Annotated in this window: 13 protein-coding genes; 5 read left to right on the top strand and 8 right to left on the bottom strand. The window is 52.0% G+C overall.

The features are described from left to right. Positions 1-815 precede the first annotated feature (815 nt). Complete coding sequence (locus H0248_RS14090; RefSeq protein ID WP_180786398.1) at positions 816-1,826, top strand: AI-2E family transporter; 1,011 nt, start codon at positions 816-818, stop codon at positions 1,824-1,826. A gap of 92 nt (positions 1,827-1,918) precedes the next feature. Here H0248_RS14090 and H0248_RS14085 read toward each other — a convergent pair whose 3' ends face one another. Then, entirely contained in the window at positions 1,919-3,445 is a 1,527-nt protein-coding gene (locus tag H0248_RS14085; protein WP_180786397.1) for an MFS transporter, read from the bottom strand. A gap of 383 nt (positions 3,446-3,828) precedes the next feature. On the opposite strand from H0248_RS14085, the gene H0248_RS14080 reads away from it, so the two are divergent. Beyond that, positions 3,829-4,203 carry a hypothetical protein gene (locus tag H0248_RS14080; protein ID WP_180786396.1) on the top strand — a complete coding sequence of 125 codons (375 nt, stop codon included), beginning with the start codon at positions 3,829-3,831 and terminating at the stop codon, positions 4,201-4,203. Here H0248_RS14080 and H0248_RS14075 read toward each other — a convergent pair. After that, complete coding sequence (locus tag H0248_RS14075) at positions 4,196-5,683, bottom strand: mannitol dehydrogenase family protein (RefSeq protein ID WP_180786395.1); 1,488 nt, start codon at positions 5,681-5,683, stop codon at positions 4,196-4,198. The two genes, H0248_RS14080 and H0248_RS14075, sit on opposite strands and share 8 nt — an antisense overlap. Positions 5,684-6,004: 321 nt before the next feature. Between H0248_RS14075 and H0248_RS14070 the strand changes: the two genes are divergently transcribed. Beyond that, positions 6,005-7,285 carry an O-acetylhomoserine aminocarboxypropyltransferase/cysteine synthase family protein gene (locus H0248_RS14070; protein ID WP_180786394.1) on the top strand — a complete coding sequence of 427 codons (1,281 nt, stop codon included), beginning with the start codon at positions 6,005-6,007 and terminating at the stop codon, positions 7,283-7,285. 63 nt (positions 7,286-7,348) lie between these two features. Here H0248_RS14070 and H0248_RS14065 read toward each other — a convergent pair whose 3' ends face one another. The 4 genes from H0248_RS14065 to nifJ form a co-directional block, all read right to left on the bottom strand. After that, positions 7,349-8,416 carry a L,D-transpeptidase family protein gene (locus tag H0248_RS14065; protein WP_180786393.1) on the bottom strand — a complete coding sequence of 356 codons (1,068 nt, stop codon included), beginning with the start codon at positions 8,414-8,416 and terminating at the stop codon, positions 7,349-7,351. A gap of 184 nt (positions 8,417-8,600) precedes the next feature. Next, on the bottom strand, positions 8,601-9,398 hold the full coding sequence (locus H0248_RS14060) for a deaminated glutathione amidase (protein WP_180786392.1): 798 nt from the start codon (positions 9,396-9,398) through the stop codon (positions 8,601-8,603). Positions 9,399-9,419: 21 nt separating this feature from the next. Next, complete coding sequence (gene cybB, locus H0248_RS14055) at positions 9,420-9,956, bottom strand: cytochrome b561 (RefSeq protein WP_039487812.1); 537 nt, start codon at positions 9,954-9,956, stop codon at positions 9,420-9,422. Positions 9,957-10,199: 243 nt separating this feature from the next. Next, entirely contained in the window at positions 10,200-13,733 is a 3,534-nt protein-coding gene (gene nifJ, locus H0248_RS14050) for a pyruvate:ferredoxin (flavodoxin) oxidoreductase (protein ID WP_180786391.1), read from the bottom strand. Positions 13,734-14,163: 430 nt separating this feature from the next. Here nifJ and H0248_RS14045 point away from each other — a divergent pair, with 430 nt between their 5' ends. Continuing rightward, entirely contained in the window at positions 14,164-14,589 is a 426-nt protein-coding gene (locus tag H0248_RS14045) for a hypothetical protein (protein WP_180786390.1), read from the top strand. An 84-nt stretch (positions 14,590-14,673) separates the two neighbouring features. On the opposite strand, the gene H0248_RS14040 is transcribed toward H0248_RS14045, so the two are convergent. After that, positions 14,674-15,609, bottom strand: coding sequence for a LysR substrate-binding domain-containing protein (locus tag H0248_RS14040; protein WP_180786400.1), 936 nt, complete (start codon positions 15,607-15,609; stop codon positions 14,674-14,676). Positions 15,610-15,730: 121 nt separating this feature from the next. On the opposite strand from H0248_RS14040, the gene H0248_RS14035 reads away from it, so the two are divergent. Next, positions 15,731-16,213, top strand: a complete 483-nt coding sequence (locus H0248_RS14035; protein WP_180786399.1) for a GNAT family N-acetyltransferase — start codon at positions 15,731-15,733, stop codon at positions 16,211-16,213. 43 nt (positions 16,214-16,256) lie between these two features. On the opposite strand, the gene H0248_RS14030 is transcribed toward H0248_RS14035, so the two are convergent. After that, complete coding sequence (locus H0248_RS14030) at positions 16,257-16,883, bottom strand: LysE family translocator (RefSeq protein WP_180786389.1); 627 nt, start codon at positions 16,881-16,883, stop codon at positions 16,257-16,259. Positions 16,884-17,113 lie beyond the last annotated feature (230 nt).

The following is a 17,113-nucleotide window of genomic DNA, read 5'->3' as shown; positions in this document are numbered from 1 at the left end:
CAACAAAGTGGAATCCCGCCCTGATTCACCATTCCTTTCTATCTGTTCATACATTATTCCCTTAGAAATTATGTGTTATTAAACGCTGGCAATAAGCTCTGTAAATTTTCTTTATTTTTAGCGTGTTGAATCCGAAAGGCTGACAAATGAATAAGTAGACTATCGTCTAATTATTTATGTGGTTTAGCTGATATAGCGTTTATCGCTGATAACTCGTTTTCATAAAATTGACGTCAGTTTTTTATTAATCATCGTATTGGTTTACCAATATCGGCAACGTATTTTCCCTAATATTTCTGATTGATAACGGATTACTTTAATTATTTTTCGATTTCTGGTTCACCTTTTTACTCTCTCAATTGGTATTGCTCCTGAAAACAAGCATTTCTTATGCGATAGGCGATAAATAATGGTTAAATTCCGTCCCTACCTATCTACCTATCTACCTATTGGTGCGTACTTTACGTGCTGGGGGTACTTGGGGCATCGTTTGCCTCAGTGCTGCCAATGGCGGTGACGATGCTACGGATTTCGGGCGTTTTTCCGCTACATGAAACTGATCGCCTGCTTGACGCTATTGCGCGGACGCTGCCAGTGAAGGTGACCCAGCATTTTCCTGGTGGGTGAATATCCGTCCGAGCTAAAACATGGCTGGTATTTCGTTGGTAAAACACCAAAAATATCCCTTGTTTGTTATCACTACGCAGAGCAGACGTCAATCTGGTGCATATATATCAATCTGTTGGTACCGAAAAAGGCGTAACATACTCCACAAAGAGTACCCTCGGCGTTGCCTCTTCATACGGGATGTCATCATGCAGTTACTGAATCTGAAACAAGCTCGTCTGTTGAGCTTTTTCTTTATTATGGGTGGCCTGCTTATATTGCTGCCTTTACGCCTGCTGACCTGCTTTATCGCCGGTTTTTTGGTGTATGAAATTGTGAATTTACTGACGCCCTATTTTCAACGGGTCATCAGCGGTAAGCGTGCCCGCTGGATTGTGGTCGCAGTAATCAGTACGTTGGTCGTCAGTCTGTTGAGCCTGTTGTTTGGCAGCCTGGTCGGGCTGTTGATGCAGGAAATGAAGGATACGGCGGCCTTCAATGTGCGCATTGGCTACATCCTCAATGATATTCAGCAGCAGATTGTCCACTACTTACCGGGGTATCTACCAGTCAGTATTGAAGAGCTCCAGCACGAGCTGCTGCAATGGGTTCAGGCGCATATTGTGATGTTGCAGAACATGGGGAAAAGTTTTCTACATGGCTTTGTGACAATGCTGATTGGTATGGTGCTTGGCGCGATTGTCTCGCTTTATAACGTCGATAAAGACACGGAAAAACCGTTACTCAAAGCGGAGTTACTCCGTCGGGTTTCTCTGCTGTCGGCCTCGTTCCGCAACATCGTTTTCGCTCAGGTGAAAATCTCTGCGGTTAACACGGTGCTGTCTGCCATTTTCATTCTTGGTGCGCTGCCGCTGTGTGGCGTCCATCTGCCGTTTGCCAAAACGCTGGTGGTGCTTACCTTCGTTTTTGGTCTGCTACCGGTGATTGGTAACCTGATCTCTAATTCGATCGTTTTCCTGTCTGGCTTATCGCTTTCATTGCCGATTGCGCTGGTCGCGCTGGTGTATTTGATGCTGATTCACAAGTTCGAGTACTTCCTGAATGCTCAAATCGTTGGGACGAGGATCAAAGCGCACGCGTGGGAAATCCTGCTGGCGATGTTGGTGTTTGAAGCGGCATTTGGCTTGTCCGGTGTGATTGCAGCCCCGATATATTACGCTTACCTGAAAAGCGAATTGAAAGAAGCCGCGTTGATTTAATCCTGCCGAGCGGTTAATCAAAACACGGTGCGTTAAATGAATCAGCCCAATACGAGATTGGGCTGATTGCTTTACCTGATACCTGTCTTCAATTAATGCTGTGCAGTCGCAACTTGCGGTTTAGCCTCTTCTGACTGAACGCCTAATGGGTTGTTACCCCAGCATTTCTCATATTCCCAGCCTGTCAGCTCTTCTGCGACAGCACGAGCATGAGCTGGGACATCGGCAATCGCGCCGCCCGCTTTGATACGTGCAATCTCTTCCAACAGAATGGCGTGGTTTTTACGATCCAGTTTCATCTGCGTGGTGTAGTAAATCGCAACCAGCGCAAGACCGATAACACCCAGCGAGAACACGCCAACGATCGCCTGTACGGCAGTTTCCGGCTGTACTGACTGCCCAGAGACAAAGCCGAATTGGCTCAGCGTCCAGCCCATCGCGAAGACAATCACAGAGCGAACCATTTTACCAGCAAACGTCATGGCACCGGCGTAAATCCCTTCACGGCGACGTCCAGTCAGAACTTCATCTACATCGGCCAAGAAGGTATAAACCGTCCAGGGAATGTAGTAGATCCCCCCCGTGCTCAGGCCAAATACGGCAGTAATCGCGAACAGAACAAAGATGGTCATGTCTTCTGACCAGTTAGCGAAATAGAGCGCGGCATACGCCATCACGCTGACAATTACCACCATCAACGCCAGACGGAACGGCCGTGCAAAGCCCATTTTGACGCAGATACCGATGAAGGCTGCGGTAGATATGAGCTGCATGACTGAACTGAAACTGTTGAGGTGTGATACCAGCGCGGTGTTCTGTTTCAAGCCAAAGACGATGAAGTAGGTGAATGCGGAAGCGAAAAGCCACTCAGCGCCGAAGCCAAATAGATACATTCCCAGATGCTTGCGGAAAATACGCAGGCGGAAGGTAGAAACCATATCCACGCTCAACTTTTTCATCGCTTGCCACAGGCTGGACGTGCTTTCACGGACGATTTCGTTGACCGGACGTTCCCAGGATGTCATATACAGCGCGATCATCGCCGCACACATAATGGCACCGTAGACCAGACCGGTGTAGAAGAATGGTGTTGCTGAATCTTTACCGTAGATGGCAATAAACTGCCCAGGGATGAAAGCTGCCAGGAAGTTAGCGATTTTACCGAAAATGGCTTTAGAACCTGTCAGCTTAGAGCGCAGTTTAAAGTCAGAGGTCATTTCGGTAGCCAGCGTCTCATACGGCACCATGATCGAGGTATAAATCAGCTCGAACAGCACGTATGTCGCCAGATAATACCAGAAGCCAAAGCCTTCAACCCATAGCATGGGGTAGACCAGAACTAGTGGGGCACCTAGTAGAATAAAGAAGCGTCGGCGACCAAATCGGCGACCAATACGCGTGTTGTAAAAATTATCGCTGATGTACCCCATGATGGGGTTGCTGACAGCATCGATGATACTGGCAACGGAGAAGATAGCAGCAGCCTGAACCAATGTTAACCCACAGAATGTGGTGTAAAAGTACATCAGCCATGCGCCGCTGATGGCAAGCGCGCCACTGCCAAGCAGGTTCGCGCTGCCGTAGCAGAATGTGTGTTTAAAAGAGATTGGTTTATTCATGATCAGCCTAGTTACAAATATGAAACAATATTTCAGTTCTATTGAACTATCATTTCTTTATAATTTGCTCTATTGAAAAGAAAGTAAACTGACGATCACGCTTTATGGTGATTTTAATGACGATCTGTCAGAGAGATCATGAAATAAGATATTTTAATTTGCTTTTTATGATCTTTTGATAATGTATTTGTGTTCTTAATTTACAAAATCTGTAGGTTTCTTACGAAAAAGCGGTATGCGTGCAGATTGACGACAAAATGATAGTGGGCGCTACCCCACAAATCGATAGCGTGATGTGAAATAACGCATTGACCGCAGAGAGGAAATGTCGTCATCATCCCGCCCAGTTTACTTTATCGTATTCCCTCATCAGGAGCCGTAACGTGAGTCATTTGCTGGTCTATGCCATTATTTATGTGATTTTTATTGCTGCCGTTGGGTTGTTTGCTTTTCAGGCGTGGTTGCCTTCGTCCGCACCGCGTGGGCTGAGAGATCGTGCAGGTATTTTGGTCGGGGTATTGCGTTGCGTTACGCTGTTTCTCGTCGTTTCCGCACTGCAAATTTTGTTTCCCAATTCGCTGTTGGACAAGCTCGTTTGGTTGGTTGCTGTGGCGATGCTAGTGATCGCGGTCATCGGTGGGGGAATGAGTTGGTCATCGCTGCCGTGGCTGGATGAAACAAAGGGGAAAAGTCGCACTCTGGCGCTGGGTGTCCAGAGTGCATTATACCTTGGGCTGCTTGGATTTATCGTTATTTAAAGTCTTGTACCAGTGCGGCCACGGTGTTTTTTGCTCCGTGATCGCGCAGCTTCAGATAAGCCTGTGCGATAGCGTTGAAGACATCGTGGTTTGCTGACAGATCCTCGCCGAAAATAGAACGAATATTGAGAAACGCGCTGACTCGCTCGGCGCTATCTGACGTTTCCGCAACGACCTGTCTGAGTTTATCAGCCAGCGGATCGCGGATCTCGATAGGGTTGCCTGCATCATCTTTCCCGCTGACATAACGCATCCAGCCAGCGATCCCTAATGCTAGACAGCGATAGTCTCCTCCATTACGCACATGCCAGCGAAGTGATTCCAGCATGCGCTGGGGCAGCTTTTGTGAACCATCCATCGCGATTTGCCAGGTTCGATGCTTGAGAGCAGGGTTGGAAAAACGAGTAAGCAGCTGAACGGCATAGTCTTTCAGGTCGATATCCACCACGCTGAGCGTCGGTGCCTGCTCCAGCAGCATGAGATGAGACACGGCGCGGCGATAGTTCTCGTCATTCATACAGTCGCTGACGTGATCATAGCCGGCGAGATAGCCCAGATAGGCTAAAAACGAGTGGCTGCCGTTCAGCATGCGCAGTTTCATTTCTTCAAACGGCAGTACGTCATGCACCAACTGCACGCCCGCTTTTTCCCACTCAGGACGTCCTGCAGTGAAATGATCTTCGATCACCCATTGAATAAAGGGTTCACAGGCTATCGCACAGGGATCAGCGACGCCAAGGTGATCGGCAATTTCCTGCAACGCTTCTGGCGTCGCAGCAGGGACAATGCGATCCACCATCGTATTCGGGAAAGAAACTTTAGCCTCGATCCAATCGATCAGGTTCTGATCGTTGAGCCCCGCCGATTCTAGCAAGGCGGCTTTGGCTGTTTTGCCATTTTCCGGCACGTTATCGCATGAGAGGATGGTGAACGGCGCAATCCCGCGTTCGTGACGCAAGCGCAGCGCTTCCGCCAGCAACCCCGGCACTGAGGCGGGATGACGAGGATCGATGAGATCCTGCTGAATCAACTTGTTGGTCTGATCCAGCTTGCCGCTCGTCCCGTCCATGCAATAGCCTTTTTCGGTAATCGTCAGGGAAACGATGGCGGTTTCGGGCGCAGCGAGTTTCTCAATAATGGCGCCAATGCCTTCTACTTTGGCATGTAACGATTCACACACGGCACCGACGACAATCGGCTGATTGTCTGTCGCCGCTTTTTCCAACACGGTAAACAGATGATCTTGTTGGCGCAGCGCAGTGATCATGGTGTCGTCGCTGAACAGCACGACTTCACAAATGCCCCAGTCTCCTCCCACGATATTCAGCACGCGATCGGTGAACAGTGCCTGATGCGCACGATGAAAAGCACCAAAACCGATATGGACGATGCGTGGCTTCAGTGCCTTACGATCGTAGTGGGGGAATTGGACGCTAGCAGGCAATTCGCAGGTAGCGATATTTTTTATTTTATCAGTCATTTATTGCGTTTCGGGTGGGGGGATTCATAACGTTAAAAGTAGCTGTGATTTGCAGGCGGTGCAATACGTGATGCGCAGATAGGTTACGGTGCGCACGTTTTTTTCTCTGCGCAAATGTTATCGCTTTTTCAGATTTGCTTCAGCGGCAGAGCTCGGTTTTGTGAGGGGGCTTCAGCGTAATAATGTAACGCTGAAATTTAGTCTTATTTTTACTAACTTATCTCCATTTCTTCTACATCATCAAGTGCCTTTCCCGATCGCTGTCTGCTATTTTGTCTAGATATTTTCCTCACTCCAACGATCAACAAAAAGGCTCGTAAGATGAAACTTGAATCCCTCGCGCTACATCATGGTTATGAATCTGAAGCGACCACGAAGTCCGCCGCCGTGCCGATTTACCAAACGACCTCTTACACATTTGACGACACGCAGCACGGTGCCGATCTGTTTGATCTGAAGGTGGCGGGTAATATCTATAGCCGTATCATGAACCCAACGAATGCGGTGCTGGAACAGAGGCTGGCGGCCATTGAGGGCGGTATCGGTGCATTGGTGCTTTCCTCCGGTATGGCGGCAATCACTTATTCGCTCCAGGCGCTCACGCAGGTTGGGGACAATATCGTCAGCACCAGCCAGCTATATGGCGGCACCTATAACCTGTTTGCCCACACTCTGCCGCGTCAGGGGGTTGACGTGCGGATGGCTTCTTTCGATGATTTTACGACGCTGGAATCGCTGATTGATGATCGTACCCGCGCTGTTTTTTGTGAATCTATCGGGAATCCGGCGGGAAATATCGTCGATATTGCCAAAATCGCGGAGATTGCGCATCGCCACGGCGTCCCAGTGATTGTTGATAACACAGTGGCAACGCCCGTGCTGTGCCGGCCTTTTGAGCACGGCGCAGATATCGTCGTCCATTCACTGACCAAATACATCGGCGGTCATGGCACCACAATCGGCGGCGCGATTATCGATTCCGGCAAGTTTGACTGGGTGGCGAACAAAGCGCGTTTCCCGTTACTGAATGAGCCCGATCCGTCTTACCACGGCGTGGTGTATACCGACGCTTTCGGTCCGGCAGCCTATATTGGGCGCTGCCGCGTGGTGCCGCTGCGCAATACGGGCGCAGCGCTTTCTCCGCACAGCACGTTCTTGCTGTTACAGGGGCTGGAAACTCTTAGCCTGCGCATTGAACGCCATTGCAGCAATGCGGAAGCGTTGGCGAGCTACCTGAATCAGCATCCGCTGGTTACTTGGGTGAACTATGGCGCGTTGCCGGATAGCCCTTATAAAGCAAACTGCGACAAAATTACCTCGGGTAAAGCGTCTGGGATTATCAGCTTTGGCATTAAAGGTGGGAAAGCATCAGGGGGGCATTTTATTGATGCGCTGAAGATGATTTTACGACTGGTGAATATTGGCGATGCCAAATCGCTTGCCTGTCATCCGGCAAGTACCACGCATCGGCAGTTGAATGCGGAAGAGCTGGCAAAAGCGGGAGTGAGTGAGGATCTGGTCAGAATTTCGGTCGGCATTGAGCACATTGACGACATCATCGCTGATGTGGCGCAGGCGCTGGAAGCGTCACAGAAAAAGTAAACGGTAGGGATAGTAGAGAAACGCGTTGGAAACCTGAATGAGTTTCCAACGCGTCATCGGCGATTACGAACGGTTAGCGTCAGCTGCGGTCGTCGTCTGTGCTTCAACTGGTGCGGCATTTTGCACGGCATTGAGGCTATATTGCGGCTGTGCTTCTGGTGCAACAGGTGCCGCAACAGATTCAACCGGAATGGCTGGCGTGGCTTGTTCGATCAGACCATTGATTTTGGTCGGCATACCAGAACGTCTCTGGATTGCCTGATCGACTTCGCTGGTGTTCACGCTGGCGTCGGCCAGAACTTTGCTCACTTTTGGCGTCATGCTGATCGGTGCCGGAGAATCAGAATGGAATTCTTCTACCGTGCGAGACAGCGGATTGTGAACTTCAACATAGCGTGAACCATCTGGCTCAACGGTGGCTTTCACTGGCTCATTGATGAACTGAACGCGAGTACCGACCGGAACGTTGTTGAACAGATACTTGATATCATCGGCACGCAGACGGACGCAGCCGTGGCTTACGCGCAGGCCAATACCGAAGTTGGCGTTGGTGCCGTGGATCGCGTACAGGTTACCGATGTACAGGGCATACAGCCCCATTGGGTTATCTGGGCCAGCTGGGAAAACTTTTTGCAGGGTTTCACCGCGTGCCGCATATTCTGCGTGCATCTTCGCCGTTGGCGTCCAGGTTGGGCCCGCTTTCTTACGCTGAACAGACGTTGTCCAGTTAATCGGCGTATCTTTACCTAACTCACCAATGCCGATTGGCAGCACGACCACGGTCTTGGAGCCTTTCGGATAGTAGTACAGACGCATTTCTGCGCTGTTGATGACAATGCCTTCACGCGGTGCATCTGGCAGAATCAACTGATGAGGGATGACCATTTTGCTGCTGGGAATCGGCAGGTAAACGTCCGCATCGGGGTTGGCTTCCATCAGGTTGCTCAGGCCCATTTGGAACTGTGCTGCAAAATGTTCCAACGGCTGCGTGCTATCTTCCGGTACGGTGATTTCGATATTCTCGCCTACCAGTCGGCTGTTAGCCGCAGGCAGAGGATAAACAACGGCAAAAGCGGCCTGACTGAATGCGGCGGCTGCAAGAACTAAAGTAAAGATCGCGCGAATACTCATTTTCGTTTCTTTATTTGAGTGGTAAATGCACCCCCCGAATCAGGAGGCTGGTCTGCTAAGGTCGCCATGACGACCGGATGCGCATTATATGTGCAGAATGGCCTCTGAGGGAAACAACATGTGTAACTAATCACACTTTTTGGCATCTGAATGAGAAAGAAAGCAGCGTAGAGTGAACCGCGACTCAATTTGCCCCGTCTAACATGGGTTTTTGAAAGCGACGATTAGTCAGTACTGGGAGAATCTGACGGGCATACGCCAGTCGTTCTGGGTCAATGTTGGCATAGATGAGAGCCGGTGTTTCCGGTGCCTGAACCACGACAACGCCTAAAGGATCGACCACCATGCTGTTGCCGATATTCTTGACGCCACACTCGCCAACGGCGACGAGATAGGTCGTGTTTTCCAGTGCTCTGGCGCGCACCAATAATTCCCAATGCGCTTCTTTCAGCGGCCCCTTAATCCAGGCGGAGGGAAGAACGAGTACGTCTGCGCCGTCCAGCACCAAGCGACGAGCAAGCTCAGGGAAGCGGATGTCATAGCAGGTCATCAGTCCGACATTCAACCCGGCGATGGTCAACAGCGGCGGGACGTCTTCGCCTGGCAGTACGTTTTCCGATTCCTGTACAGAAAACGCATCGTATAGATGCAGCTTCCGGTATTGCGCAACGATCCCGCCGTTACGCAGTGCCAGCAGCGTGTTCCAGACTTTCCCTTCGCCATTCGGGATATGCACACACAGCATGATCGTCAGATTGCTGCCTTTACTGGCTTCCAGCAGATGCGAGATAAACGGGCCATCAAGCGGTTGAGCAGCCGTGAGCACCATGTTGGGATTGGTGATATCGCGAGCCAGCACGCCTTCGGGCAGCACCAGCAGGTCGGCACCGTTTTGCTGTGCCGCCGACATGAACTCAGTGATGGTTGTGGCGTTTTGCTGCCACTCGCGGTCAACGGCGAATTGCCCCAGTGCGACTTTCATGCTTGCTCCTTCGTGACCCGATTAATCGCGCTTGGCTGGCATCATGCGCAGCAGCGTGTTGTCTTTCATAACATAGTGGTGGAACAGGGCGGCGGCGGTATGTGCGGCAATGAGCCAGTAGCCTAACGGTGCCAGCGTTTCATGCCAGCCAATCAGCGTTTCAGCCAGGTCGAAATTCGGCGTCGCGGCGGTTGGCATGCCGATACCAAAAAGCATCCAGTCCCGACCGCTGTAATAGCGCGAAGCAACGCCCAGTATCGGCAGCGTGATAAACAGCAGGTAAATAACGGCGTGGGTAAGCGAACCCAGCGCACTTTGCCAGCGAGGGGGCTGTGGCGTAATGGCCGGAGAAGTATGCCGATGGCGCAAGAACAGGCGAGCCAGCATGAGAACCAGTATGGCTACGCCGCAGCTAAAGTGCGTCACCATCATCACGGTGCGCAGCAGCGAACCGCGTTCAGCAAATCCGCGTAGCTCGATGGTGGCATAAGTCACAACGAGCAACAGAAAAACCAGCCAGTGCAATGCAATCTGCGATGGTGCGAACTTTCCTTTCATGTTTCGTCCTCTGCGACGTTGAGAGCGGTTTGACACCGTAACGAGCGAATAATCTCATAAAGTATAAGGTAACTTGCGTCTTGTCAGCCCCTCTTTACCGTGCCTGACAAACTGGACTATCCGCGCTGGATTCTTCTGTATTCAACCCCGTCTGGACAGGGGAAAACGCAACGGCCCGTAAGGGTGGCGGCCATGGATGGCACGCCATAAAAAACCGGCCGAAGCCGGTTTGGGGAGGAACGATTATTCCTGCGGGTTTTTCTCTGCCTTGCCAGCCATCATCGTCAGGAAGTCAAAACGGCGACGTAGATCCAGCTCCGCTTCTTCATAGAGCTGCGCAGTTTCTTCCGGCATCATGCTATTCAGGCGGCGGAAGCGTTGCTCTTTCATCAGCGTTTCGCTCAGGCTGTTTGATGGCGGACGAGAATCGGTGACCAGCGCAGCTTTCCCTTCTTCGGCACGACGTGGGTCGAAGCGGTAGAGCGGCCAGAAGCCCGTTGCCGTCAATTGACGCATCTGATCGTGACTGAATGCCAGATCGTAGCCGTGCTCTTCACACGGGCTGTACGCGATAATCAGCGATGGGCCCGGCCAGGCTTCGGCTTCTTGGATCGCTTTCACCGTCTGGTTCAGCTGTGCGCCCAGTGAGATCTGCGCGACATACACGTGGCCGTACATCATGACGTTGATGCCGAGATCTTTACGCGCTTTGCGTTTGCCTTTCTCGCCAAACTTGGTGACTGCACCCAGCGGTGTCGCCTTGGACTGCTGACCGCCGGTGTTGGAGTAGCACTGTGTATCCAGCACCAGCACGTTGACGTTTTCGCTCAGGCTCATGACGTGATCCAGTCCGCCGTAGCCGATGTCGTATGCCCAGCCGTCACCACCGATAAGCCAGATAGATTTATCGACAAAGTGGTCTGCTTCACTCGCCAGCACCTTGGCATCGTTATCATTGATGGTTGTCAGCAATCCACGTAGCTGTTCAATCTGCTGACGGCGCAGGTCGGGCACGATGGACTCTTCCTGCAACGCATTCACCAGAGCCGGCGGCAGTTGTGGTGCCAACTTGTTGAGCAGGCGCACGGCACGTTGGCGGTGCTGATCGACGCTCAGGCGAAAGCCCAAACCAAATTCGGCGTTATCCTCGAACAGCGAGTTAGCCCAGGCCGGACCGCGACCGTTGGCATCAGTGGCCCACGGCGTGGTGGGCAGGTTACCGCCATAAATCGATGAACAGCCCGTTGCATTCGCGACCAGCAGACGATCGCCATAGAGCTGCGTCAGCAGCTTAATGTACGGCGTTTCGCCACAGCCGGAACAGGCACCAGAGTACTCGAACAGCGGCGAAATCAGCTGAGAAGTGCGGATATCGATACGTTCCAGCGTGGATTTGTCGATTTCCGGCAATTGCAGGAAGAAATCGAAGCTCTCTTTCTCCGCCTTCAGATGATCCAGACGGGATTCCATATTGATGGCTTTAATTTCTGGGTTCTGACGGTCTTTTGCGGGGCAAACTTCCACGCACAGGTTACAGCCGGTGCAGTCTTCCGGGGCAACCTGCAGCACGTATTTCTGGCCGCGCATGTCGCGGGCTTTCACATCCAGTGATCGCAGTGAAGCAGGTGCATTTTCCATCGCGCCGGGCTGGACGACTTTGGCGCGAATAGCCGAGTGCGGGCAGGCGGCGACGCAGTGGTTACACTGCGTACAAAGCTGAGGCTGCCATAACGGAATCTCTTCCGCGATATTACGTTTTTCCCACTTGGTGGTGCCGGTTGGCCAGGTGCCATCAGGCGGCAGGGCGGAGACGGGCAGCGTATCACCTAGGCCAGACAGCATCGCGGCCGTGACGGTCTTGACGAAATCGGGCGCGGCGTCGGAAACCACCGGTGGGCGCTGCGGGCTGTCTGGGTTGACGGCTTCCCGCGGCACTTCTGCCAGCGCTTCTAATGTGGCGCTCAGCGCCTGCCAGTTACGTTCAACCAGCTCTTGACCTTTACTGCCGTAGCTCTTGGCGATGGCGGTACGCAGTTTTTCCACCGCCACATCGGCTGGCAGAATCTGTGACAGGTGGAAGAACGCCATCTGCATAACGGTGTTGATGCGAGCGCCCAGATGACACTCGCGGGCAATCTTGGCGGCATTGATGCAGTACACGCGGGCATTGCGCTGGTTCAGCCCTGCCTGCACTTCCTGCGGCAAGCGGTGCCACAGATCGTCGCTGCTATACGGCGAGTTAATCAGGAAAACGCCGCCGGGCCTCAGCCGTTCGACCATGCTGTACTTGTCGATGAACTGCCACTGATGACAGGCAACAAAATCGGCCTGATCGATCAGGTAGGCTGAGTTGATCGGGTGTGGGCCCACACGCATGTGGGAAACGGTCAGGCTACCGGCTTTCTTCGAGTCATAGACAAAGTAGCCCTGCACAAACATCGGTGTGGTTTCACCGACGATTTTGATCGCATTCTTGGTTGCAGAAACGGTGCCGTCGCTGCCCAGACCGTAGAACAGGGCTTCGAGTGATGCACTGCTCGGAAAATGCTGTTCCGGCAGTGGCAAAGACAGATTGGTGACGTCGTCATAAATACCCACGGTAAAGCGCGGTCGTGGGTTAGCAAGTGCTAACTCATTAAAGATCGCCTGTATGCACTGTGGGGTAAATTCTTTGGAAGACAGCCCGTAACGTCCACCAATCACGCGTGGCATAAGTGAACGCTCACCTACGGAGAACGCCTCTGCCAGCGTGGTCATCACATCGAGATACAGCGGCTCTGCCAGCGCGCCCGGCTCTTTCGTGCGATCCAGCACTGCGATGCTTTTTGCCGTTTGCGGAATGACGGCCAGCAGATGTTTGGCGGAGAACGGACGATACAGGCGGATTTTCACTACACCGACTTTCTCGCCGTGCGTCAGCAGCGTATCGACGACTTCTTCGCAGGTGCCGACGCCGGATCCCATCAGGATGACGATTTTGGTCGCTTCCGGGTGACCGTAATATTCAAACGGCTGGTACTGGCGTCCTGTGGCAGCCGCGAAATCGTTCATCGCCTGCTCAACGTGCTCATAGCCTGCGTCATACCAGCGGTTGGTGGCTTCGCGCGCCTGGAAGAAGGTATCCGGGTTAGAGGCGGTGCCTCGAATCACCGGACGTTCCGGTGTGAGCGCTCGCTCACGGTGTGCATCAATCGATTTCTGTGGCAGAAGCTGGCGGATTACGTCATCGCTCAGCGGCTCAATCTTATTAATTTCGTGTGAAGTACGGAAACCATCGAAGAAATGGATAAACGGCAACCGACTGTTCAGACTGGCGATCTGTGAAATTAGCGCGAAGTCTTGGGCCTCCTGCACATTGCTGGCGCACAGCATGGCGCAACCGGTTTGGCGCACAGCCATGACATCCGAATGATCGCAGAAGATAGAAAGCGCATGGGTCGCAACCGTACGAGCTGCGACGTGCAGTACGAACGGGGTTAGCTCACCGGCCAGCTTATACAGCGTGGGGATCATCAGCAGCAAGCCCTGCGATGAGGTGAATGTGGTGGCGAGTGTGCCCGTCTGCAATGCGCCGTGGACGGTAGCGATCGCGCCGCCTTCCGATTGCATTTCAACAACGCGGGGCGTATCTCCCCATATATTCAGCCCGCTGTCGCTCGACCAGGCAGCCGCGTGTTCAGCCATGCTGGAACTGGGGGTGATGGGATAGATGGCGATGACTTCATTGGTTCGCCAGGCCACGGAGGCGACTGCGTTATTACCGTCGGTGGTGATCATGACTGATAGCCTTCTTGCTCACTAAGCCTTTCATTTTACATGGTCTTTTCGGGCGATGAAAATGATTGGGCATAAACGAAAATACGATTTTTATCGGAGGATTATCGCATTTCAGGAAAAAAGGGGGGGAACGTTGTAGGCGGAGTTGTATCAAACTGTGTTTTATCCCCGTCATACTCCAAGCCGCATGTGCGTTGGCTTTCTATTCTATCTACATCTACTCTATCTACATCTACGCGCCGCTCTGATTTTAGGAGGTACGTATTTCCTAAAGATGTGCGTTGTTATTATACACCTCGGTATGGATTGATGTTTTTCTGTACCCATCGAAGGGTATCGTCGCATGATTTTATTTGCTCATTACAGCCATGACAGGTAGCGTGCTTATACTAAAATAACATCTGTAATCAATGTATGAAGGAACCGAACGATGGCAAACGATGAAATAAAAAATAAATTGGTTTCCGTACTGGCTTCACAACAGGCGCAGGGAAAAACGCCAGAACAGGCCGTCGAACACATCCTTCAGGCATTGGGTGGACGAGCCGGTGATGTGTCCCGTATTTCGGTTTTGACGTCGACATTAATTGCCGATGTGCTTTATACCGTGTATCAGGAGGCAATCACGTACCAGCAGATTGCGGTGATTTTACGTAAATTGGGCTATGCTGCACGCGACATCGCTGTTGCATCACACGCCATCTATCCTCAACTGAGCGTTCAGGACGTCGGCCAGTTTTTGCAGAACCCGGAGATTTATCCGACGATCGATCGCGCGGCATTGCTTGATGCACTGACCTATGCGCACTTTTCCAAAGCGGAAAGTGAGCAGGTTGCTGACGCTCTCGGCATGTAATACCCGAACAATTTGCTATCGGATTGCTACCAGAAAAGAACCGAAAATCAGACAGTCAGACTTGTGATTTTCCTATCACCGCTATCAGTTCGTTATGGGATGTGTCACCAGCCTGTGTAACAGACTTTTAATCCACTGACTGGCTTCTGAACGGCTATTGCGGCGATGGCTGTATATTTTTACGCGATAAGGTGGCACGGTGAAAGGCAAGGCGTGAATCCGCAACGGCAGGAATTGCGCAAAGATTGTCGCGACGTTGCGGGGTAATGCCATGATCAGCGTTGAATCGGCGATGATAAACGGCGCACTCATCATGGATGGCGTCTTTAGTGCGATATGACGCTTCTTGTTGAGCTTATCCAGCGCATAGTCAATCACCCCGCGGGACTCATTCCAGGGCGTCACGACAAGATGCCGAGCGCCGAGATAATCATCCAGCGTAAGCGCCCTACCTGACAGATAATCCGCTGCGGTGATGATGACATAGCTGTCTTCAATCCAGTCTATCTCCTCAATTTCCCTGTTCTCCGATTGCGTCATGTCGGTGAACCCTAAAGCAAAGTCGATTTTCCCTGCCAGTAAATCCGTAATTGCGACCTTCTGCGGCGAATAAACCAGATTGAATTTGATATGGGGTGCCAGCTTTTCCATGTGCGGCATCAGGGTTGGAAACACCGAAAACGCGGTGTAATCGGTGATGGAAAAGGTAAAACTTTCCATGCTGCGAGCGGGATTAAAGCGTGGGCGCGGCGTCAGACCTTGCGTCAGCAGCGCCAGACTTTCTGCTATCGGCTCTGCAATATCGTCCGCTACTACGGTCGGATGCATGGTGTTGCCAACCCGAAAAAACAGCTCATCGGAAAACGTATTGCGCAAGCGCGTCAGCGCGTGGCTGACCGCCGATGCGCTCATCGCCAGCTCTTTTGCCGCTGCGGCGACGGATCTATGCTGGTACACGCTGTTAAATACCACCAGTAAATTTAAATCGATACGCCGTAAATCCAGATGCATGATATTCATCACTCGCTGTAGAGAATGCAGTTCATACAGTATTTTTAATCCGGTAGCATGGCAAGCCTTGGTCATGGTTAGCACTGGAAAATTAGCACCGGAGAAGAAAGACGTTATGAACCCAGCCTTTATGAATATAGCCATCCGTCCCGCGCAGAAATCAGATGCGGGCGTGATTCTGGATTTAATTATTGAGCTTGCCGTGTACGAGAAAGCGCGGCACGAAGTGCTGGCCTCGCTTGAGGATATTGAGCGCTCGTTATTTGGTGAGGGCGCGACGGCTGAAACGCTGATTTGCGAGATTGATGGCAAGCCTGTCGGCTATGCGATTTTCTTCATGAGCTACTCAACCTGGCTGGGAAAATACGGCATCTATCTGGAAGATCTCTACATTGCGCAGGCATATCGTAATGCGGGAGCGGGCAAAGCGCTGCTGAAACAGGTTGCGCGTCTTGCACAGGAAAGACAGTGCGGGCGGTTGGAATGGAGCGTGCTGGACTGGAACCAACCCGCGATCGATTTCTATAAGAGCATTGGCGCGAAGCCGCAGGATGAGTGGGTCCGCTATCGGATGGACGAGAAGGGTATCGCTGATTTTGTCACGGCATCGTAACGGTGTGGTTCCTGCTGGCCAGAAGGCAGCAGGAACCAGTCAATTAACGCGTTGACGCTGCCAACGTGGTGCCTGCCAGAATAAAGATCCCGCCCGTCGAGCGGTTAAACAGCTTGATGCGGTGTGGGTTGGAGAAAAGGCCCGATAAACGACGGCCGGTGCAGGCATAGATGAACATGATACTGAAATCGAAGACCGCCCAGGTCACAGCGAGAATGATGAGCTGCAAGGCGTGCGGGGCGCTGGTATCGATAAAATTGGGGAAGAGCGCGGCGAAAAACAGCAGATCTTTCGGATTGCTGATCCCGACCAGAAAGCCTTTGCGGAATAGCGGAAACCAGCCCAGAGCCGAGGCTTCCTGTGTGTCCTGCTCCGCGGTGCTCATATCCTTGGAACGCCATGACGCGATGCCCAACCAGATGAGATAAACCGCACCAACAATTTTTAATGCGATGAATGCGGTGGTTGACGCAGCGAGAATGGCACCTAACCCCAATGCTGAACAGGACATCAATATCATTGCCGCACTGACGCCGCCGAGTACGGTTGCGGTTGCGCGTGAAGCGCCGTAGCGTAAACCGTGCGACATGCTGATCAAGGCTGATGGACCTGGAATGGCAATCAGGGCGATGATGATGCCGGTATAAGCCAGCCAGAGGTGAAGGCTCATGATTTCTCCTGCGTGTAGTTCACGGTGAAAGCGACATTGAAAATGATGGTGTGAAGCGAGATGTATTCACATATATATCGCTATTTTCCAACGCGTGATAATAACAGAAAAGGGGCTAATGGCGCTCGCCCTCTTTGTCAACATTCTGTTGCTGACATTGGTACAATATACTCGTAATACTTCAAGTTGCATGTGCGTTGGCTGCATTCACTCACCCGAATCACTTACCT

This window comes from Pectobacterium brasiliense (assembly GCF_013449685.1).
GTDB lineage: Bacteria > Pseudomonadota > Gammaproteobacteria > Enterobacterales > Enterobacteriaceae > Pectobacterium > Pectobacterium brasiliense_A.
This window is presented reverse-complemented; position numbering and strand designations above follow the sequence as displayed.